At 57.2% G+C, this 20,380-nt stretch carries 19 protein-coding genes and 1 pseudogene; 10 read left to right on the forward strand and 10 right to left on the reverse strand.

Features of this window, described 5'->3' with window-relative positions; translation table 11 throughout:
• Positions 1 to 45: 45 nt before the first annotated feature.
• Positions 46 to 2,178, forward strand: a complete 2,133-nt coding sequence (katE, locus tag HNQ72_RS29600) for a catalase (protein WP_183998157.1) — start codon at positions 46 to 48, stop codon at positions 2,176 to 2,178.
• A 208-nt stretch (positions 2,179 to 2,386) separates the two neighbouring features.
• Positions 2,387 to 2,557 (forward strand): DUF2934 domain-containing protein, encoded by a 171-nt coding sequence (locus HNQ72_RS29605; protein WP_183998158.1) that lies wholly within the window; start codon positions 2,387 to 2,389, stop codon positions 2,555 to 2,557.
• 78 nt (positions 2,558 to 2,635) lie between these two features.
• On the opposite strand, the gene HNQ72_RS29610 is transcribed toward HNQ72_RS29605, so the two are convergent.
• Positions 2,636 to 2,878: a DUF6894 family protein gene (locus HNQ72_RS29610; RefSeq protein ID WP_210319761.1), complete on the reverse strand. Its 243-nt coding sequence runs from the start codon at positions 2,876 to 2,878 to the stop codon at positions 2,636 to 2,638.
• Positions 2,879 to 3,021: 143 nt separating this feature from the next.
• On the opposite strand from HNQ72_RS29610, the gene HNQ72_RS29615 reads away from it, so the two are divergent.
• Positions 3,022 to 3,726: a Crp/Fnr family transcriptional regulator gene (locus HNQ72_RS29615; protein WP_183998159.1), complete on the forward strand. Its 705-nt coding sequence runs from the start codon at positions 3,022 to 3,024 to the stop codon at positions 3,724 to 3,726.
• Positions 3,727 to 3,766: 40 nt separating this feature from the next.
• On the opposite strand, the gene HNQ72_RS29620 is transcribed toward HNQ72_RS29615, so the two are convergent.
• The 3 genes from HNQ72_RS29620 to HNQ72_RS29630 form a co-directional block, all read right to left on the reverse strand.
• Positions 3,767 to 4,930 carry a zinc-dependent alcohol dehydrogenase gene (locus HNQ72_RS29620; protein ID WP_183998160.1) on the reverse strand — a complete coding sequence of 388 codons (1,164 nt, stop codon included), beginning with the start codon at positions 4,928 to 4,930 and terminating at the stop codon, positions 3,767 to 3,769.
• Between the two features lie 90 nt (positions 4,931 to 5,020).
• The gene (locus tag HNQ72_RS29625) at positions 5,021 to 5,548 is read right to left on the reverse strand and encodes a DUF4142 domain-containing protein (RefSeq protein ID WP_183998161.1); all 528 of its coding nucleotides are present in this window, start codon (positions 5,546 to 5,548) and stop codon (positions 5,021 to 5,023) included.
• A gap of 140 nt (positions 5,549 to 5,688) precedes the next feature.
• A complete protein-coding gene (locus HNQ72_RS29630; protein WP_183998163.1) occupies positions 5,689 to 6,099 on the reverse strand; it encodes an NUDIX hydrolase in 411 nt (136 codons plus the stop codon).
• 82 nt (positions 6,100 to 6,181) lie between these two features.
• On the opposite strand from HNQ72_RS29630, the gene HNQ72_RS29635 reads away from it, so the two are divergent.
• Positions 6,182 to 6,904, forward strand: coding sequence for an MOSC domain-containing protein (locus tag HNQ72_RS29635; RefSeq protein ID WP_183998164.1), 723 nt, complete (start codon positions 6,182 to 6,184; stop codon positions 6,902 to 6,904).
• Here HNQ72_RS29635 and HNQ72_RS29640 read toward each other — a convergent pair.
• Positions 6,844 to 8,565: an FAD/NAD(P)-binding protein gene (locus tag HNQ72_RS29640; protein WP_183998166.1), complete on the reverse strand. Its 1,722-nt coding sequence runs from the start codon at positions 8,563 to 8,565 to the stop codon at positions 6,844 to 6,846. The two genes, HNQ72_RS29635 and HNQ72_RS29640, sit on opposite strands and share 61 nt — an antisense overlap.
• A 345-nt stretch (positions 8,566 to 8,910) precedes the next feature.
• Between HNQ72_RS29640 and HNQ72_RS29645 the strand changes: the two genes are divergently transcribed.
• Genes HNQ72_RS29645 through HNQ72_RS29655 form a run of 3 tightly spaced genes read left to right on the forward strand, consistent with a single transcriptional unit; the run spans position 8,911 to position 10,636 of the window.
• Complete coding sequence (locus tag HNQ72_RS29645) at positions 8,911 to 9,480, forward strand: type 1 glutamine amidotransferase domain-containing protein (RefSeq protein WP_183998168.1); 570 nt, start codon at positions 8,911 to 8,913, stop codon at positions 9,478 to 9,480.
• A 59-nt stretch (positions 9,481 to 9,539) separates the two neighbouring features.
• Positions 9,540 to 10,400: an SDR family oxidoreductase gene (locus HNQ72_RS29650; protein ID WP_183998170.1), complete on the forward strand. Its 861-nt coding sequence runs from the start codon at positions 9,540 to 9,542 to the stop codon at positions 10,398 to 10,400.
• A 29-nt stretch (positions 10,401 to 10,429) separates the two neighbouring features.
• Complete coding sequence (locus HNQ72_RS29655) at positions 10,430 to 10,636, forward strand: hypothetical protein (RefSeq protein ID WP_183998172.1); 207 nt, start codon at positions 10,430 to 10,432, stop codon at positions 10,634 to 10,636.
• Positions 10,637 to 10,698: 62 nt separating this feature from the next.
• Here the strand turns inward: HNQ72_RS29655 and HNQ72_RS29660 are convergent, their stop codons facing one another.
• The 3 genes from HNQ72_RS29660 to HNQ72_RS29670 are packed head-to-tail and all read right to left on the reverse strand — an operon-like array spanning position 10,699 to position 14,125.
• Positions 10,699 to 11,124 (reverse strand): response regulator, encoded by a 426-nt coding sequence (locus tag HNQ72_RS29660; RefSeq protein WP_183998174.1) that lies wholly within the window; start codon positions 11,122 to 11,124, stop codon positions 10,699 to 10,701.
• A gap of 11 nt (positions 11,125 to 11,135) precedes the next feature.
• On the reverse strand, positions 11,136 to 12,248 hold the full coding sequence (locus HNQ72_RS29665; RefSeq protein ID WP_183998176.1) for a PAS domain-containing protein: 1,113 nt from the start codon (positions 12,246 to 12,248) through the stop codon (positions 11,136 to 11,138).
• A gap of 59 nt (positions 12,249 to 12,307) precedes the next feature.
• Positions 12,308 to 14,125, reverse strand: a complete 1,818-nt coding sequence (locus tag HNQ72_RS29670; RefSeq protein ID WP_183998178.1) for a PAS domain-containing sensor histidine kinase — start codon at positions 14,123 to 14,125, stop codon at positions 12,308 to 12,310.
• Positions 14,126 to 14,276: 151 nt separating this feature from the next.
• On the opposite strand from HNQ72_RS29670, the gene HNQ72_RS29675 reads away from it, so the two are divergent.
• Both HNQ72_RS29675 and HNQ72_RS29680 read left to right on the forward strand, forming a co-directional pair.
• Complete coding sequence (locus HNQ72_RS29675; RefSeq protein WP_183998180.1) at positions 14,277 to 14,582, forward strand: hypothetical protein; 306 nt, start codon at positions 14,277 to 14,279, stop codon at positions 14,580 to 14,582.
• A gap of 446 nt (positions 14,583 to 15,028) precedes the next feature.
• Positions 15,029 to 17,323: a methyl-accepting chemotaxis protein gene (locus tag HNQ72_RS29680; protein WP_183998182.1), complete on the forward strand. Its 2,295-nt coding sequence runs from the start codon at positions 15,029 to 15,031 to the stop codon at positions 17,321 to 17,323.
• A gap of 126 nt (positions 17,324 to 17,449) precedes the next feature.
• On the opposite strand, the gene HNQ72_RS29685 is transcribed toward HNQ72_RS29680, so the two are convergent.
• Both HNQ72_RS29685 and HNQ72_RS29690 read right to left on the reverse strand, forming a co-directional pair.
• Entirely contained in the window at positions 17,450 to 17,944 is a 495-nt protein-coding gene (locus tag HNQ72_RS29685; protein WP_183998208.1) for a cytochrome b, read from the reverse strand.
• Between the two features lie 44 nt (positions 17,945 to 17,988).
• Positions 17,989 to 18,333: pseudogene (locus HNQ72_RS29690) on the reverse strand (sulfocyanin-like copper-binding protein); the annotation flags it as partial.
• Positions 18,334 to 18,660: 327 nt separating this feature from the next.
• Here HNQ72_RS29690 and HNQ72_RS29695 point away from each other — a divergent pair.
• Positions 18,661 to 20,145: a PAS domain S-box protein gene (locus HNQ72_RS29695; RefSeq protein ID WP_244654638.1), complete on the forward strand. Its 1,485-nt coding sequence runs from the start codon at positions 18,661 to 18,663 to the stop codon at positions 20,143 to 20,145.
• Positions 20,146 to 20,380 lie beyond the last annotated feature (235 nt).

Raw genomic sequence — 20,380 nt, forward strand, 5'->3', positions numbered from 1 at the left:
CAGCGAGGCGGCCTTTTTCTGTTTCACAAACTCGAGGACGGGCAGATGGCCAAGACGGCAAAACCAGCGACGGATCAAGTCGCGATCCACGATCAGACGCTATCCCGCGGCCAAGGCGGCGAACTTCATCAAACGGCCGAAGATGGCTACGACGTGCTGACCACATCGCAGGGCACACCGGTCGCTGACGATCAGAACACCTTGCGCGTCGGCGCGCGCGGTCCAGCGTCGATGGAGGATTTTCACTTTCGCGAAAAAATCTTCCACTTCGATCACGAGCGAATCCCCGAGCGTGTCGTCCATGCTCGCGGCTATGGCGCGCACGGTTATTTCGAGACCTATGAATCTCTTGCGAAATACACCCGCGCCGACGTATTCCAACGTCCTGGCGAGAAGACGTCGGTGTTTGTGCGTTTCTCCACTGTCGCTGGGAATAAAGGCTCCGCAGATCTCGCGCGCGATGTTCGCGGCTTTGCGGTCAAGATGTATACGAAGGAGGGCAATTGGGATCTGGTCGGCAACAACATTCCGGTCTTCTTCATCCAAGACGCGATCAAGTTTCCCGATCTCATCCATGCGGCAAAGCAGGAGCCCGACCGTGCCTTCCCGCAGGCCCAGACGGCGCATGACAATTTCTGGGACTTCATCAGTCTGACGCCAGAGAGCATGCACATGGTCATGTGGATCATGTCGGACCGAACAATCCCGAGATCGCTGCGCTTCATGGAAGGTTTTGGTGTCCATACCTTTCGTTTCATCAACGACAAGGACCAGTCCACGTTCGTTAAGTTCCACTGGAAACCAAAGCTTGGCCTCCAATCCGTTGCATGGAACGAGGCCGTGAAGATCAATGGCGCGGATCCCGACTATCATCGTCGCGATCTATGGCAATCGATCCAGTCGGGCGACTTCCCGGAATGGGAACTTGGGGTCCAGCTGTTTGACCAGGAATTTGCCGACAGCTTCGATTTCGATATTCTCGATCCGACCAAGATCATTCCGGAAGAAGTGTTGCCCGTGAAGCCGATTGGGCGGTTGGTCCTCGACCGGATGCCGGATAATTTCTTCGCAGAGACTGAACAGGTAGCGTTCATGACCCAGAACGTGCCGCCGGGTATCGGCTTCAGCAACGACCCTCTCCTCCAGGGCCGCAACTTCTCCTATCTCGACACGCAGCTCAAGCGCTTGGGCGGGCCCAATTTTACCCATCTGCCGATCAATGCGCCAAAGTGTCCCTTCGCGCATTTCCAGCAGGACGGTCATATGGCGATGCGCAATCCCGTCGGACGAGTGAACTACGAGCCGAACTCGTTCGGAGAAGGTCCACGCGAAAGCAAAACCCGCGGCTATCGCCATTTTCCTGCCGAGGAAGCCGGCGCCAAGGTTCAACTTCGTCCTGAAAGCTTTGCCGACCACTATAGCCAGGCACGGCAGTTCTTCATCAGCCAGACGCCGCCGGAACAGCGCCATATCATTATGGCGCTTACTTTCGAGCTCAGCAAAGTCGAAACGATCGCGATCCGGGAACGGATGGTCTCACATCTGCTCAACATCGACGAGACACTCGCGTCCGAGGTCGCTCATCGGTTGGGAATAAAGTCTTTACCGAAGGCCGCGCCCGCCGCTGTCGCAACCAGACAGGATCTCGAGCCCTCCCCCGCCCTCAGCATAGTCGAGCGTGGACCAAAGCGGTTCGAGGGGCGCAAGCTCGGCGTTCTCGTCACGGACGGAGTGGACGCAAAACTTCTCAAAAGCCTGACGAGCGCTGTCTTGAAGGAAAAGGGGCTCGTAGAGCTCGTCGCACCGAAGGTTGCCGGCGTAACGGCCTCCGACGGCAGCTTCATCGAAGCCCAGCATATGATCGACGGTGGTCCCTCCGTCCTCTTCGACGCCGTGGCACTGCTTCCCTCTGAGGCGGGCGTGGAGGACCTTCTGAAGGAAGCGACAGCGCGCGATTTCGTCGCCGACGCCTTCCAGCATTGCAAGTTCATCGGCTACAGCGGCGTCGCCCTACCCCTCCTTGATAAAGCTGGTGTCGAGAAAGACATGGATGAAGGTGTCTTGGAGATCTCCAGCGCGACCTCGGCAACAACATTCGTCGAAGAGCTCGGCAAACTTCGCGTCTGGGGACGTGAGCCATCGGTAAAACTTAGTTCGGCGTCTCCACCCGTCGCGTGACTGCAATCAATGGGCACGGGTTTTCCGCCCGTGCCCATGCGCGCTGCTTTGTACGGCATCGTACCCTTGGGCCACTACTTCGCTTTGATGGGAACCGGAAAACGGACCTGCCGTTTCCTGCTCGCTGAACTAGACGAGCTGTCTGACACTTGAGGACGATGCGCCGTGGAAAAAGAAATGCGCACGCATCGCAATTTGGGAGGATGAAATGGAGAATGATCGCGAGGAATGGATTGCGCGTCGTGCTTACGAGCTGTGGGAACAGGCGGGGCAACCAGAAAGCCAGGAACATGAACACTGGGCCCAGGCGAGCGCAGAATGGGAGAGCCGCCCCAATGCCAGTGAGCCTGAGCGCCCGTCGTGGGACGAGGATGAATAGTTTGGTGGTTTAACGCGAAGGCGGGTGATTAACTCACCCGCTTTTTTGTGCTCGATCGCCTCGCCCGTTCATCGCCAATCACTCTTCGTGCAGACGAAGCACGTCACGGAACCGGACGGTATCGACGACGGCTCCGTCTTCACTGGTCAATTCGAATGCCTGTCCATCGATCTCCTCACCGTTCAAAACCCGCTGGGACAGAAGTTCGCGCGCGGATCGAACCGCTTCCGCACGTGCCGTCTCGAGGTCGTTGAATTCCGCGCCTTCCGGATCTTTGGAAAGACGGTCTCCCTGGCGGATATGGAAATAAAGTCGGATCATGTGTCACTCCCTTATCGTCCCTGAATAACTTGAGAAAAGCTCATAAGTTTCCCACGAACCTATTGATTTGATGGATAACTCAATCCGGTGCGCTAGGTAGCTCGAAAGAGAAACATAAGCGCCTCCCCGCTGGAGCAGATCTCATGAGCTGGACCAAGAACAGAATTCTGTCGATGCTTCCCGGAGATATCGTCACGCAGCTACGACCGCAGTTGGAGCCGGTGGAATTGCAACAAGGCGAGCGCCTGTTCGAATCCAACCAGCCGCTACGGCATGTGTTCTTTTTTGAGGGCGGTCTGTCATCGGAAATTGCTGGCGCTAACGGCGCCAAAATGATCGAGGTGGGCTGCATTGGTCTTGAGGGTTTTTCAAGTGTCCCGGCGATCCTTGGCGCCGATAGCACACCGCATTTTGCATTCATGCAGTGCGGCGGACCTGCATTAAGGATAGAGGTCGACGCGCTGCGCACGGCCATGGATGAAAGCCGACCGCTCCGAGAGCTTATGATGCGATACGCGCATGTCTTCCTGATCCAGGTTGCGACCACAGCTTTGGCTGATGGCCGGTATGGTGTCGAAAGAAGACTCGCCCGCTGGGTGCTGATGGGGCGCGATCGCATTGGCAACGAATTGCCGCTAACCCACGACTTTCTGGCGCTGATGCTCGGTGTGCGGCGTCCCAGCGTTACAGATGCGCTCCACCGTCTTGAAGGCGAGCATGCGATCAAAGCCGAGCGTGGTCTCATTGTCGTGAAGGATGTCGAAAAACTGCTGGAGCTTGCCGCTCCGATCTACGGCATCGCTGAGAAAGAATACGAACAGCACATCAGGCGTGACTGGCGCCACTAGCTCGGCCCCAGACAGGAGGCCAAGCCTGTTTCACGATTGACTAGCCGTTGGGACGGATGACAACCTTCACGCACCCATCTGCTTTGTCGCGAAACGTCTTGTAGGCTTCCGGCCCTTCCTCGAGACCGATGCGGTGCGTGATGAGGAATGAGGGGTCGATCCTGCCTTCGACGATCAGATTCAGGAGCGGCTGCAGATATTTCTGGACATGGGTCTGTCCCGTCTTGAGCGTCAGGCCTTTTCCGACAATCGCGCCAAAAGGAGCAGCAACGGCTGGACCAATGAAGACGCCCGGAAGCGACACCGTGCCTCCGGGACGGCACGCGAGGATAGCCTGGCTCAACGCGTAGGGGCGTTCCGTCGCGGACAGTTTGGCCTGCATGGTCTCCATCAGTCCGCCAACCCCATGACTTTCCAATCCGACGGCCTCGATGACAGCATCCGGTCCCTGCCCACCAGTCATTTCAATGATACGCTGCTGCAGGTCTTCATCGGTGTAGTCGAGCGTTTCCGCTCCGGCCGCCTGCGCGAGCGCCAGACGCTCGGGGACCGTGTCGATCGCGATAACCCGCTCGGCGCCGAGCAGAAAAGCCGACTTGATCGCAAACAGACCGACAGGGCCACAGCCAAAAACGGCGATCGTCTGGCCCGGCTGGATGTTGCAGTTCTCGGCCGCCATGTAACCGGTAGGGAAAATGTCGGAAAGAAACAGAACCTGTTCGTCGCTCAAGCCATCCGGCACTTTGATCGGACCGACATCCGCATAGGGTACGCGCAGATATTCTGCCTGCCCGCCGGGGAAGCGACCATACATTTCTGAATAACCAAACAAGCCAGCAGTGGGATAGCCGATCTGCTCTGCCTGCATCGAGCCGTTCGGATTGGATCGCTCGCAAAGCGAGAACTGTCCCCATTGGCATTGGCGGCACTCGCCGCATGAGATGGTGAAGGGAACGACGACGCGGTCACCAACTCTCAGTTTTGAATTCCCGCGGCCGACTTCAACGACCTCTCCCATGGTTTCGTGGCCCATGACGTCACCATGATGCATGCCTGGGACAAAGCCGCCATACAGATGGAGATCCGAACCGCAGATGGCGCAGCTCGTTACCCTGATGATCGCATCACGATCATCCTGAATGGTCGGATCATCCACCTGCTCGCAGCGAATGTCACCGCTTCCATGCCAGGTCAGCGCTTTCATGATATATGTCCTTCCGGTGGTGAGAGGGGCGGCCAATCGGGGTCGGCAGCTCGAAAAGAAAACGGCCGCTCGGAAGCGGCCGTCACCGGCTTACTTGTCGAGATCCTGCGCCATCTTGTAATGATGCTCGAGAGCCGGCAGCGTCTTTGCCGCCCATGCCTTGAGGTCGGCGTTCTCGCCTTCTTCGGCATAACGCTTGAACAGATCTACCGCATCCTCATGCGCTTCGACCTGGTCGTCGATATATTCGTCGCTGAACTCGTCACCCTCGAGCTTTGCAAGCTCATCGACCTCTTCCTTGAAATCTTCGGTGAGCGCGGTGACTGGATTGCCCTGCACCTTGCCGGAAACGATCAGAGCCTTGAGCTCTGCGGTGGTTTTCTCGTGATCGGTGACCATCTGCTGCGCATAAGCCTTTGTCGCGTCATTTCCCTTTTGCAAAGCGAGTTTGCTCGACTCGATCTCGAAGACGTCGCTGGCGGAGGCTTCCATGATGAAATCCTCGGTCTTGGGCGCGACGCCGAGAGCGGAGTTGACGCCGGTGGACTCAGTCGCGGATTGCGCGAAGGCGCCGCCAGCGGACAAAACAAGGCTCGCTGTGAGAAGAATATGTTTCATATAAGTCATCCTTGGGACCAGCCTTCCTGATTGAAGACGCTGGACGGAAACGAAGGCTCCACATGACAGTTCCGCTGGAAACGAGTGATGATCACCTTCGTACGGCAACGTACCAATCGTCAGAAGCACCCACCCTTTTATCATCGCGCCGATTGCAGCAGCGGTGTCACCACATTGCGATAGGCTTCGAATGCGAGAGAGGTCTTGAGAAAATCGTCGAGCTCGAACCATCCGAGCTCAGAATGCTCGTTCCCTAACAGGCGTGCTGAGCCTCCGTCCGATAACGGCACCCGGAAGATGTGAAAGGGTGAGTTGCGCTTCGTATCGGCGTCCTCGTAGAGCGTCGCGACGTGATCGAAAGCCCGAGGTGTTAGGCCGACCTCTTCCTGGCATTCTCGAACCAGCGCAACGTCCAGGCCCTCGCCCTTCTCGACATGTCCACCGACGAGATCCCATTTGTTCGCCGACCATTTCCGATGCGCGGCCCTTTTGACGAGCAAAACCCGGTCGAGATCTATAAAAGCTGCACATACAATTTCCGCCACGGGCATTACTCCTCGCTGGCCATATCTCAATGGGAACCCGAAGCCCGCGAGCGGGGTTCCACATCCGAGCAAAAACGCGAGGATGGCAATGGGTGAGACAGTCGGCACAATCGAGGAGATCTGGCGCTACCCTGTCTGTTCGATAGGTGGCGAACGTCTCGACAAAGCCTCTGTGACCGTTAACGGGATTCATGGCGACCGCACCCACCTGTTGGTCGATCTGGATACAGGCGAGGTTGCTTCGCCAGAAAAGACGCCTCGTTGGCGCCCTGCCCTTATACTGTCGTCATGGCACAACGGAAGTGAGGTCCTGGTTTCGTCGAGTACATGGGAGAAGATGGCGATCGGCCCGGACCTTGATGCGGCGCTGAGCGATTTCATGGGCTTTCGTTGCGGGATCCGGCCGATAGGCGCAGCTCCCGGTACCGACATATCCCGAACCAGCTCGCTGAAGCCACGTTATGAAATCGCGCCACTCCATTTGCTGACCGTCAAAAGCGTGTCGGATCTGGCGTCTCTGTTGCCTGAGAGCGTCATCGACCGTCAGCGTTTTCGGCCCAACCTCGTCCTGGCAACGGGCAGTAGTGAGGACGGCTGGCTAGCCCGCAACTGGGCAAGCGGTACAGTGGGGGGGACAATAACCGAAAAGACCAAGCGCTGCGGCATGACAATGGTTGCACAACCGGACTTGCCGGAAGATCCGGATATCCTGCGAACGATCGTCAGGCAGCGCGCGCGATGTATTGGAGTCTATTCCGGTGTCACCGACGAAGGAACGCTATCGGTCGGCGACACATTCTCGCTCCTCTGATCCAAGGTATCGAGCAAGAGACCGTCCGCTCGCTCCGTAAAACGGATGATCGCGGTTGAGACGATCTCTCCCATGTCACGGGCATTGGTAATCCCTTGAATGAATGGGAGCTTGTGCAACAGGAACGGAACGGAGACACAGTAAAGGTTTCTTGAGACAGGCTGATCGATGATCGGCCGGAACGTCTTGTCGACATCGATCCCCCCCGTGCGTTTTGACCCTGCCGACATCTCGCTTGATGTTTCGGTGGCGGATTCCTTTACCAGGCCTGGACGTTTCAGGCTCGGGAATGGAAGGTCGGAGGCGGAAGCGGCGTGCTGCCCGGTCGCGTCGATAAACGCCGCGAAATGTCTTTGCCGTCCATGGGCAGTGATCGTCACGCCCGGTTGCTGCTTAGACCGTTCGATCTCGTATTCCTGCCCGAGCGCCATGACATCGAGCACGCCTGCGGCATGAAGGGCAAGCAGTCGTTCCACGGATTCGTGCGGAACCGTTGCATAGTCATCGACGAAAACCGTTTTGAAATGCTTATGGAAGCGTTTCAGGTCCTCGGCATCCAGATGCGGAACGGCGCGGGCGATCACCTCGTGCATGCGCAGGATCGTGTAGCGCCACTGGACTGTGATCTTTTCTGCCTTGTTTTTCTTTGCCTCGGCAAGATTTCGGGCCGCCGCGACAAACTGATCGAGTGCCTCACGTTTACGGAAATATCGGTCGGCAATGTCTTCGATCGTAGAAAGTCCCAGCCCGATCGATGCGGCGCAGTCCGGATCCGCGGCGCCGAGTTCAGCTTTAAAGAGGTCGAACACATTGTCCAGTAGCCCCGCCGATCCTTGCGAGATGAGGGTGTCGATGGCCTTCCGCGTGCAGAACCTGAGCGGCTCATAGGGTATCGGGCAATAAAAGTCGGATTCCGGCAAGAGCCCCTTGCGGGACATCATTGTCATGTGAAGGCCTTCCGCCGTGCGCTGATACCCTAGTCGTCCCTGTTCGTCGCGCAGGAAAATCCCATGGGACGTGGCGACAGTCACGGCGGCGTCGATACCGCTCAGTGATGTGCCAAGGATACCGATCTCGACAGGCTCAATGCGTTTGATCGCACTGGCTGGCCACGGTGAAACGAAATAACCGGGCGAAACCTCGGTGTTCTCCGGCCAGTCATGGCCGGTTGCCATGACGACATGGTCGAAGGATTCCGTGGTTTCCGATCCATCACCCTGTCTTGCAACGAGCGCGACGGTATCTTTTTCAAGGCGAACATCGGTGATTTTGGTAGCTGCCCTGATGGTCACCGTATGACCGCACCTCTCTGCCTGTTCGGCCAGCTTCCAGAACTGCGCCGCCAGAAACTCACCGATGACCACGCGGGCATAGAACTCTCGCTCGCCGATCCTTGCCCGCTCAAGCCCGAGAGCTGAAAGTTCCGGATCCGAATGTCCATTCAACCACTCGACGAGGGTGTCGACTATGCGAGGGATCTCGATACTGGCGATATTGGCGAGCATCGCGCGATCATTCACAGCCGGGTGGTAGGGCGTGCCCTTCCCTGGATCCGGCAACTCTTCAAAGATCGAAATCGTCAGAGGTTGAGGGCAGGCAACGAGGCCTCTGAGGGTGTAGATGCCTGTAGGGCCGGATCCGATGATGGCGATACGTGTCATGCGGCTCTGCTGGTTGTTTCCTTGGGAAGGCAGGTTGAAACGGCTTGCCGTTGAAGAGGTTCCTAAACCGAAGAGCGACTGTGCGGTATCGTACACGCGGTCGGATCAGAAATGCGTTCAGCGCCCTGCATGGCTTCTATAGCTACGATAACATTGAGGCCAAAACGGCGCGACGCCCTACACATGGGTAAGGAACTTTCACCCGATGTGACGGTTCAACTAAGGACATAAGTGCCAACACGACACCTTCGTCCAGACACGGCGGGCCAACTCGTCGCACGCGTGACTTCTGGTGCGCATCAACCAACCGTCCGCCCCCATCGTACACTACAACCGGAGACAAGTATGACCCTTGAAGGAAAGAAGATCGCTATCCTGCTCGCACCCCGCGGCACCGAAGAGCCGGAATTCGTCGAACCGAAACACGCCGTCGAGGCGGCTGGTGCATCGGTTGTCGTCGTAGGCGTTGAAGCGCGCGAGGTTGAGACCGTCAACAACGATCTTGATCCAGGTTCGAGCTTCACGATCGACATGGCCATCGAGGAGGTCTCCGCGTCTGACTTTGATGGGCTGATCATCCCAGGCGGCAGCGTTGGAGCAGATACACTGCGCGGCAACGAGAAGATCGTATCCTTCGTGCATGACTTTTTTGCCCAGCAGAAGCCGGTCGGCGTCATCTGTCACGGCCCTTGGATTCTTGTGGAGGCGGACGTCGTCAAGGGCCGTACACTCACCTCATATCCCACTGTCTCCACCGACATTCGTAATGCCGGTGGGACTTGGCTCAATCAGGAAGTGGTGACCGACAAAGGTTTGGTCAGCAGCCGCACGCCGGATGATCTCCTGGCATTCTGCGCGAAGATTATCGAGGAATTTGCAGAAGGCCGCCACCCCGCACAGGCGCGAAGCGCGTAACGCCTACGGAGGTTATCTGCTGCCCCCTCTCTCTGCAATTGTCATTAGGACATAAATACATGACCAGCTATCCGAAGCCGCCATTCGACACACCAAGGCAGGACATGCCGGGAAGAACCCAAGCGATGTCGCCTCAGCCCGACCATGGCGAGGAAAGTTATAAAGGCTCCGGCGGCCGCTTGTCGGGGAAAAAGGCAGTGATCACTGGCGGCGATAGTGGCATCGGCCGGGCTGTCGCGATCGCTTTTGCTCGCGAAGGCGCGGACGTGCTGATCTCGTGTCTTGATGAGGACGAAGACGCCGAAGAAACCAAAGCTTTGGTCGAAAAGGCTGGGCGAAAGGCGGTCCTCGTACCCGGCGACATCCAGTATGCTCCGCATTGCAAGGAAATCGTCGATATGGCCGTGTCGCAGCTCGGGGGGATAGACATCCTCGTCAACAACGCCGCACACCAGGCAAGCTTCAGCGACATTTCCGAAATCTCGGATGAGGAGTGGGAAGTGACTTTCCGCACCAACATCCATGCAATGTTTTACCTGACGAAGGCCGCAGTTCCGCACATGAGGCCCGGCAGTTCGATTATCAACACAACGTCGATCAATGCCGATAGTCCAAGCCCTCATCTTCTCGCCTACGCTACGACGAAAGGTGCGATCCAGAATTTTACGGCGGGGCTGGCGCAGATGCTGGCTGACAAGGGCATTCGCGCAAACTCTGTCGCGCCCGGCCCGATCTGGACGCCGCTCATTCCATCGACAATGCCCGATGAAAACGTCAAGCATTTCGGCAAACAGGTGCCGATGCAGCGGCCCGGCCAGCCCGCCGAACTTGCAACCGCCTACGTCATGTTCGCCGACCCATTATCGAGCTACGTGTCCGGAGCGACGATTGCGGTCACCGGCGGCAAGCCGATCATCTGATGTTCTGGAAAAATTAAAGGAGAACCGAGATGGCCAAGCCACAAGATGATGCCAAAGGTCAGTATGCTCCGTCGCAGGCGGACCGCCACGCGAGCGGTGTTCATAGTGCCAAGCCGACGGTCGTGACGGGTTCAGAGGACGCGACGGTTAACCGGACACCGCCCGGCCAAAAGAGCGAGAAGGATTTCAACCTGAATTACGACCCTGCTGAAGACAGCGGGAAAGCTTCAGAGTAAATTCTTGAAGGGGATCCTCCCATGAAAAGGAAGGATCTCCGACATCACACTGTCTTGGTGTTTCAGGCAGGACGCCTGCCGGCATTCGCGTCGTCGGCCAAAACCAGACTTGCCGGAGGCGAGCCGCTCTCATCCCCCTGTATGATCGCCGACACATAGGCTAGCGCATTTTTCATCCCCCTCATGGTGTAGGGCTTTTCGATTGCGCCAAGTGCACCGGCAAAGTCATCGGGAATCTTCTTAATATTGCCGCTGACGAACACGTAGGGGATCCCAGATGCGGCAAGCTCACGACCGACATCGATACCCGTCGGTCCATCCATAAGATGAATATCGACGAATGCAAAATCCGGTTTTGAGCTGCCGATCTGCTGGCGCGCCTGAGTGCTGCTCATCGCAAGCCCTGTGACGATATGGCCTGCCATCTCCACCTCGCTCTCAAGCTCCATGGCGAGCAGCATCTCGTCTTCGACAATCATGACTTTCAATGCGTATTCTCCTAGTGGTCGCCGACAAGAAGGACGACATCGACAATCGTTTTCCTGCCATCACGCTTCCGTTCGATTTCTGCGCCGAGCTGAAGGGCTGATGCTTCGAGCAGCATCCGTCCGAGTTCAACGCTTTCACTATCCGGCTCTACTGGCTCCGAGGTATCCTCGACACGGATAAGGAAGTGCCCGTTCAGCCGTTTGACAACGACATGGATGTCACCCCCGCCATCATTCAGGCCTCGACGGACTGCATCCCCGACAAGCTCGTTGACGATCAGAGAGAGCGGTGTCGCTTTCACCGCCGGCACAAGTAGAGGAGCAAGGTCGAGCGAAAGGCGAATATCCTTGCGGCCTGTCGCATCGACGAGGTCCGTGACAAGCTCGCGCGTGAACTCCGACATGTCGAATTTCGAGACGTCGTCGAGCGTGAAGAGCTTGCGCTGGACTGTGCTGAGAGCTTCGATCCGGTTGAGCACCGACATGAGCGTCTGCTTTTGCCGCTCATCCTTGGTGACGCGTGCCTGCATTTTGACGATTGAAGCCATCGTCAGAAGATTGTTCTTCACCCGATGATCGACTTCATGGACGAGCAGCGAGCGTGCATCCAGCGCCGCGCGAAGATTGGCGGTATGCTTGGCGACTTCCGCCTCTGCCTGATGACGCGCCGACGCCAGGTCCGCTTCGCGGCTTTTGACGGTCGTGAAATCGAGCTGGGAGGCGAAAAAGTATATGATCTTGTCTGTCTCGTCACGCACGGGGCTGATAAAGACCGCGTTCCAGAACGTGCTGCCGTCCTTGCGATAGTTGAGAATATCCACCGCCACATCCTGGCCCGCTGCGATATTGTCGCGGATTTTCGCCACAGTATTTCGGTCTGTGTCAGGACCCTGGAGAAACCGGCAATTGCGGCCGATGACCTCATCGTCGCTATAGCCTGTCAGCCTTAAGAAAGCCGCGTTGCAGAAGATGATCGGATTGTCGGCCTGGCTCGGATCGGTTACGATCATCGGCATACGCGTGGCCTTGAATGCCGCCGCGAACGGGTCCTCGCTCACATGCCCGGCAACAAGACGATCTCCGGCGCTGCGGGCATCCTGTCGATTTTGATCCTGTTCTTGCATGGACGTCCTGATTGTTGCCTGGTGAGAGAAGTCGCAGCCGATAGATTCGTTCGTGGCAGTTATGTCTTGGTGTGCGGCGGTAACATCGCCTCGATCTCACATTGAACGCCCGAAGGGTCATACGCGATCGTTGAAGAACCATTCAGCTCGGCAGCAAGCAGACGTTCGATCAGCCGAGATCCAAAGCCTCTGCTGGTCGGCGGGGTGACAGGCGGCCCACCGGTCTCTTTCCAGCGCAGGCTGAAACTTCCGGTCTCGGGGTCGTGTTTCCAGGTGATCGCTAATCGTCCGGATGGAGTTGAGAGCGCCCCGTATTTGGCAGCATTCGTACCGAGCTCATGAAGCGCAAGAGAAAGCGTCGCCACAGCCTTTTGCGGCAGCAGGACGGATGGGCCGGATAGATCGAAGCGCTCTGGTGGATAAGGTGCCACAGCCTGCTCCACCACGGCTGCGAGATTGGCAACTTGCCAGTCACCATCCGCCAGCAGATCATGGGCGTGTGCCAGCGCCGAAAGCCGAGCTTCGAACGCCGCCACTGCAGTCTGTGCGTCGGATGCTCTCGCCAAGGTTTGACGGGCTATCGCGATGACCGTCGCGAAGACATTCTTGACGCGATGGTGGAGTTCGCCGATCAAAACCTCTTGGAGGCGATCAGCCTCCTTTTTCGCGGAAATATCATGCGCGATCTTTGACGCTCCGATGATCCTTCCCGTGGTGTCATGGATGGGTGAGACGCTCAGCAAAATATCGACCAGATGCCCGTCTTTCCGTTGGCGTTTCGTCTCATAGGCTTCGACCAGAGAACCGGCTTTGACCTGCTCCAGCAACGCTGGCTCTTCATCGAGCCGGTCCTCTGGCACCAGCATCAGGACGGATTGGCCGATAATCTCTTCAGCGCTGTAACCGTAGAGGCGTTCAGCGCCGCCATTCCAAGACGTGACGGTCATTGCCAGATCGATGCCAAGGATCGCGTCATTGGAGGATGCGATGATCGAAGCCAATCGACGCTCCGCCTCCTGTCCTCTCTTGCGCTCGCTGATGTCGACGGAAACGACGGCAACCTGCCGGATCTGTCCCTCCTCGTCGCGCAAAGCGGAAACGGTGTTGTTCACCCAGACGAGGGAACCATCCCGCCTGACGTACCGCTTCTCCATGTCGAAACTTTCGCCGGTCTGCGCAAGCCGGTTGAACAGGCGTTTCTGCTCGGGCATGTCTTCAATGTACGTGATGTCGGCGATGTTCATGCCGAGAAGGTCTTTTTCGGCATAACCAACGATCTCGCAGAAACGGCTGTTGACGTGCAGGATCTCGCCTTCGAGGCTGCCTTGGCCGATACCCGCCGCTGATTGCGAGACGACTGCGCGTAGCCGCTCTTCACTCTCCTGCAACGCCAGATCGGCCCGCACCCGGTCGGTTGTTTCGTTGACGATGCAGAAAACGCCACGGACTATGCCGTCCTCGTTATGGATGGCTGAGTACGAGATATCGAAGTAGACCGTCTCCGGATAGCCATGCCGCTCAATATAGAAGGGTCGATCCTTGGCGGCCACCGTCTCGCCCGTTTCCATCACACGGCGCAGGAGCGGCTCAAGATCATCCCAGAGCTCGCTCCAGTTCTCGCGTGCCGGGCGGCCGAACGCTTGGGGATGACGCAAACCGATCGTCGGGGCGTAAGGCTCGTTGTAGAGAGCAATAAGATCAGGACCCCAGAACATCACGATCTGGGCCATCGACGGAACCATGATATCGACTGCCGATCTCAGGCAGGACGGCCAGGTCGATGGCGGCCCGAGAAAGGAAACGTCCCACTCTCCACTCTCGATCAGCCGGGATATCTCGTCGGTTCCCTTAAATAGTCTACTCGTTTTGCCCTGCATCGTGTCCGCTCTACAATACCACCGCGATGCGACGCATCTATGCTCGATTGCCAGGGGGCAGATTTATGGCACGACCTGATCGCTACAAGGGCTTTCGGCATTGAAATCAGCGTGAAAACACCGAGACTACCTCTGATTATGAGCTTGGCCGATGTCGAAGAAGCTCGGTCTTGACGACCGCGTGCGGCCTTCCCATATCGGCGCGCGAAAGAGGGAAGCTATGCGCGCATTTCTGGAGACGGCATTCGGGCCAAGCGAATTACAGATCGTCGATCGAGCGTTCGATGATTGGCTCGGTCAGCACCATGTTCCCAAGAACAGCCCGGATGCGGAGCTTGCGGCCGCAATCATCATGACCCTTTATAGAGAGGGCCATAGAACCCAGCCGGCATTGGAAACCGCAATGGCGAAGCATCGTGGCCTCATAGATCTGAGCAATTTTGCGTCAGGCTCTTGATGGGATCGGGATCGACTCCCATCTGATTTCTGCGTGCTTTCGTTGAGAAACCACAAAAATGGCAGGCACTTAGCCTCACCAATCCGAAAAAAGTATCAAAAATAGTTGTCGATCGAATCGCCAGCTTTTAGTGGTTCATCGCCCTCGTGACATAGGGGATCCGGCTCGGTTTGATATCCACGTTTATCGGCTCGCAAACCAACGATCGCGAAAATTGCAGTCCGATGCCTTGCACTCTTCAAAGAGCCTATTGGCCGACCATTTCGCATGCAAATAGTTAATAGCCATAATAGCCCGTGCGCAGTGTATCCGCGGCTCGCTCTCACAATCGTTTAAAAGGAAAACCCTACAATTATAGGGGTTATTGGCGCGATTTTTAGGAAAAATTGATGCTTTTGAAAGATGGTCGCCGCACGTGAATCGCACACTGCGGAGGGGACCCCAAAATGACTGCTCAGATCGCCAGAAAACCATTGTGGATCAAGATTACAGGCTACGGCTTTGCCGCGGTCTTGTTCGCCAGCGCCGCGATCGGCGGATTGGCCTGGCATCGTCAAAACGCCACGAATGCCGAGGTGCTTGAGAGTAAAGCGGCGAGCGATCTCAATGTGATCCAGACCGATATGGCGGCAATTCAGCGATCTGCGTCTGCCCTTGCGCTCGGATTTGCGGGCGAGCCGGAGATTGCCGGTTACATTAGATCGAACGATCGCCAGAAGCTGCTCGACAAATTTTCAACCAACATCAAAGATGTCGCACAGTTAGGTGGATTGCAAAATATCACTGTTGCGGATGCGCAAGGAAATGTCATCGCCCGCGCCCACGCAGCTGAAAAGTTTGGCGACAATTACCTCTCCCGCCGCAAGACAGTCGCCTCCGCTATTGCAACCGGAAAAGTCGCAGCGGGCGTCGAACCAGGGCGTACCGGTATAGGCATCTATGCTGTGGCACCGGTCTTCGAAAACGGCAAGGTTGTCGGCGTTGTGGATGTCGGCACGGAACTTTCCAATGCCTATTTCGCGCCGATTGCGCAGAGGCTCGGTGCAGAGATAACAGTAAACGTCATATCTGATGGCAAGCTGGTAAATCAGTCATCCACCGAAAATGGTTCGACGCTTCTTCCGATGGATAGGATCCAGGAAGCGTTCGGCGGACAGCCAATTTTCCAGGAAGTCGAGCTCGACGGCCGCAATATGCTGATTAAAGCGGTGTCGTTCACCTCGTTTTCCGGTGACAGAATAGGTGTTTTCGAAATCGGGACCGATGCTTCCGAGATCGTCGCAAAGGCAAAGTCCGAGCTTTGGACGATGGTCGGCGTGACCTTTTTGACATCACTCATCGCGTTAACGTTCTTTTTCACGTTTGCGAAGTCGCTCGGCAATGCGATTGGTCGCTTGACGGGCACAATGGGTCTCCTTGCTTCCGGTGATCTTACCGTTGATGTTCAGGGTGAAAATCGCCCGGATGAAATCGGCTCCATGGCAAGCGCGGTGCAGGTGTTCAAGGACAACGCGCTGAAGACCCAGGCACTGGAACGCGAGGCGGAGGCGCAGCGCAGCCTCACCGAAGAACAGCGCCAGCGCAATGCCGAAGACGCCCGCATCCGTGCCGAAGCGATGGCTGCGGCGACGAACGGGCTTGCCACCGGCCTCAAGCATCTTTCCGCGGGCGACCTGACATTCCAGCTTAACCAGGCCTTCGCCCAGGAATTCGAAGGCCTGCGCGCCGACTTCAACGCGACGGTCAGCCAGTTGCGCGGCACGCTCGGCTCGGTTGCCCAGGCAACAAGCTCGATCGATTCCGGTTCGCGCGAAGTCAGCCAGAGCGCCGACGATCTTTCCAAGCGCACCGAACAGCAGGCCGCTTCGCTGGAAGAGACCGCCGCCGCTCTCGACCAGATCACCGCAAACGTGTCGAATTCCTCCAAGCGCGCGGAAGAAGCCCGCACCGTTGCCATCCAGGCAAATGAAAGCGCCCGCCATTCGGGTGCGGTGGTTGCCAATGCCGTCGACGCAATGGGCCGTATCGAGGAATCGTCCGGCCAGATCGGCAATATCATCGGCGTGATCGACGATATCGCTTTCCAGACCAACCTTCTGGCGCTCAACGCCGGCGTCGAAGCCGCACGTGCGGGTGAAGCCGGCAAGGGCTTTGCCGTCGTTGCACAGGAAGTCCGCGAACTGGCGCAACGTTCCGCCCAGGCTGCGAAAGAGATCAAGGACCTCATCGGCAAGTCGTCTGTCGAGGTCGAGACCGGTGTCAAGCTGGTCAGCGAGACCGGCACGGCGCTGAAGACGATCGAAAACTACATCGTCACCATCAACCAGCACATGGATTCGATCGCCACCTCTTCGCGCGAACAGTCGGTCGGCCTTGCGGAAGTCAACACGGCCGTCAACCAGATGGACCAGGTAACGCAGCAGAACGCGGCCATGGTTGAAGAAGCTAATGCAGCCGGCGCCACGCTTGCCACCGAAGCCGGCCGGTTGCGCGAACTCGTCTCGCAGTTCCAGCTGGGCCAGTTCCAACAGGCTCAGAGTGGAGCCGCAAGCTTCTCGCAGCAGAGCTCGGCGCTGCGCCAGACCGTATCGGCAATGGCCGGACCGGTTAAGACCGCATCGCGTAGCTCCGCCCCCGTCGCCTCCCCTGCCCGCGGCATGGTCGGCAAGCTCGCCCAGGCCTTCGGAAGCCGCGGCAGCGCGGCCGCGGCATCAGCTGCGGATAACTGGGAAGAGTTTTAAGGACATGTCTCTCTAATGAATGGTGCGCGCTGGACAATTCCAGCGCGCACTGCACCCTGCTTGTTTTCTCGCACATCGCCGGTGCTGGCACCACACGACGGACTGCCACGTTTACGATTGATCATATCATCCTAGCGTCATCCGTCGGAGCGCGTTCGTTTTCCAGTAAAACTGATGAGCCAGCGCGCCTCCTACATGAGCGGCAATCAATAACCAGAGGAGCACTTTGAGAATGTCCGCGTGAAGATCGCCTGCAACGCCTACTCCGAAATAATAAGCGGCGATCCCACTCAGCGGCATTGCAATCAAAAGCCCATAGAGGGCGACGTGAGCCGCCTTCGCGATCACCCTGAACACGGCCGGCTTTGCATCAGACGGATCCGGCACGCCATGCAGAGACCGCAGGGCGAGACGAGCGATCACCGCGATGAGGATTGCGAAGCCCATATAGGTATGAATGTTAGCGGCGCCGATCTGCTCCAGGGTCGCCGTTCCGGTTCGTCTTACCGCCCTGTGCCAATCGTTCATGCCATCGGGCAACAGAAGGTTGAAGAAAACGAAAACCACGGTCAACCAGTGCAGACCACGCTGGCTGACGGAAAAAGATGCGGGATGAGAGATTGCCGACTATGCCATAGGCCTTCCTCATTTCTTCTCAGTTACGATTATTTGGTCACGGTCAGCTTCGCATGCATGCCGGCCTCGTAATGGCCCTTGATGTTACAAAGGAGCAGATAAGCGCCAGGATCGAGCGTTGCCGTAAGTTGCCCATCTTTCCCGGGTTTCAGGTCAGACACTTCACCCAGGCTCTTCAGCTGTTTCTCGTCAATCCGATGTTTTGCAGCAATGACTGGGACAGATTGTTCGGCAGATTTCAGCTTCACGAGAAGCATCTCATGGTTTTCGGTCACGGCATCGTTATGGACCATGAAAGTGACTTCGCCGGATTTGATCGTGGAATGATCGAGGGTCAAGGTGATCGGGCCACCACCTTCGCCGCCTTCGAAAATGGGATTTTCGCACCGCTACAACCGCAGTAACTTTAAATTTTAAGCGCTTTTAAGCTCTTGATGGCGTACGAACTGAGGACCCGCATTGAAAGGCGGATGCGCTTTGTTTGGTAGCAGCAAGGCCAAAATTGTTGAGCCGCAGAATATCAGGAAATTCGAAAGAACTTAGCATCGGTGCTTTTCCAATCTGACCGTTGCAAAGCAATGGCTGCGCAAGCGAATGAGCTTGTCACTGATCTCCGCGCCCCCAAATCCCTCAATTCTTGTCTAACGGCCTTGCGCATTGCGATGAAAGCGGTACTTGCCGTGCGTGGCAGGAGTTTCGCATTGGAAAGCAACCAAGATCGCATGCAGGTGCATCAGCTCGTCGCCGGGCTCAAGGAAGGCGTGATCCTCCTAGACCTGAATCGAAAGTTCCTCTGGGCGAACGACGCCGCGCTGGCCATGCACGGTCTCGACGACTGTAAGCTACTCGGGGAAACGCTTGCCGACTACCGCGCACGGTTCGAGCTGAAATACCGAAACAACCACAAAGTCGGTGATGGAGACCATCCGGTCGATCGCGTGATCGCCACTGGAACGGCTTCCGACGTAACCATGGAAGTGCGGCCGACCAACGACGAAGATCGAAGCTGGATGCATGATGCGCGTTGCTTCATGGTGTCCGAACGCGACGAGCCCGCATATGTCGCATGGATCATTCAGGACGAAACTCGGCGCTATGAAGCCGAGGACCGTTTCGAGGCTGCGTTCAACGCCAACCCCGCCCCCGCGGTTATCTGTAGACTCTCAGACCTTCGCTACGTGCGTGTCAATCCTGGCTTCCTTGAAATGACCGGATACAGCCGGAGTGATCTGGTTGGAAAGTCGACGTATGAGATCGACGTGCTGGCCTTCGCCGAGCGCCGAGAGCTAGCGCTGACGAAGTTGAAAGAAGGCCGCACCATCCCGCAGATGGAAGCAATCGTCCCACTTCCGGACCGCGGGGCGAAGCCCGTCATCGTCGCAGGCGAACCGATCGACGTTGGGGGCGAGCCATGCATGTTGTTCACGTTCGCAGATGTCGAACCGCTGAAGAAAGCGCAGCAGGTGCTGAAGCACAGCGAGGAGCGTTTTTCGGCGGCCTTCGGTCTTTCCCCTGTCCCGACCGTGATCGTCAGGACAGACAACTTCGAAGTGATGGAGGCCAATGCAGCTTTCCTGAAACTCGTGCGGTCACCGGAAGAACTGGTAATGGGCAAAAGCCAGGCGGACCTCGACATGTGGCTCGACAAGGATGTTCAAAGAGCCGTGGAAACCGCCATGCTCAAGGATGGTAGGCTACGAAACATCGACTTCCGCCTAAAAGCACGCGATGGAGCGCTGACGGATTGTCTTCTGTCTTCCGAAGAAATCACGATCGATGACATCCCGTGCGTGATGATGGTAATCCAGGACATTACTGACCGGAAACGATCTGAGGACGAACTCATGTCGGCTATTGAGTCCGTCATGGCCGACACGTCCTGGTTCAGCCGCGGGATCGTGGAAAAGCTCGCCGCCTTGCGGCAGAAATCCAGCCTTTCCCCTCCCCTAGCCGACGTTCGCGTCGCGGACCTCACGGAACGCGAGCAGGACATCCTGACCCTCATCTGCCAGGGGATGAACGACCAGCAGATGAGCAAGCATCTGGGACTTTCGAGCAACACGGTGCGAAACCATGTCTCCTCCCTCTACCGTAAAATTGGTGTGAACCGTCGTGGGGCGGCGATCCTCTGGGCCAGAGAACGAGGAATTGGCAACGGAGACCGTAACCGCGGAAAATCTGACTAAGTGGTATAAAAATACCAATGCTGATGGTATTTTAATCTCTTGCCCGCGTCTCCTTCCGACGATATGCCTCTAACTGCTTTACGCCGCCCATACGACCATATTCGTCGGCAGCCGACGAGCGTGATGTTCGTCGGCTGGAGCACTGCCAACGGCGCGACCGAGACCCACTGTTTTGCGGAAAGTCTGGCGACAGGGCGTGACTGAACTAGATGTCTGTCGACCTCGCCTAACTAGC

It is taken from the genome of Aliirhizobium wenxiniae, from assembly GCF_014201355.1.
GTDB lineage: Bacteria > Pseudomonadota > Alphaproteobacteria > Rhizobiales > Rhizobiaceae > Neorhizobium > Neorhizobium wenxiniae.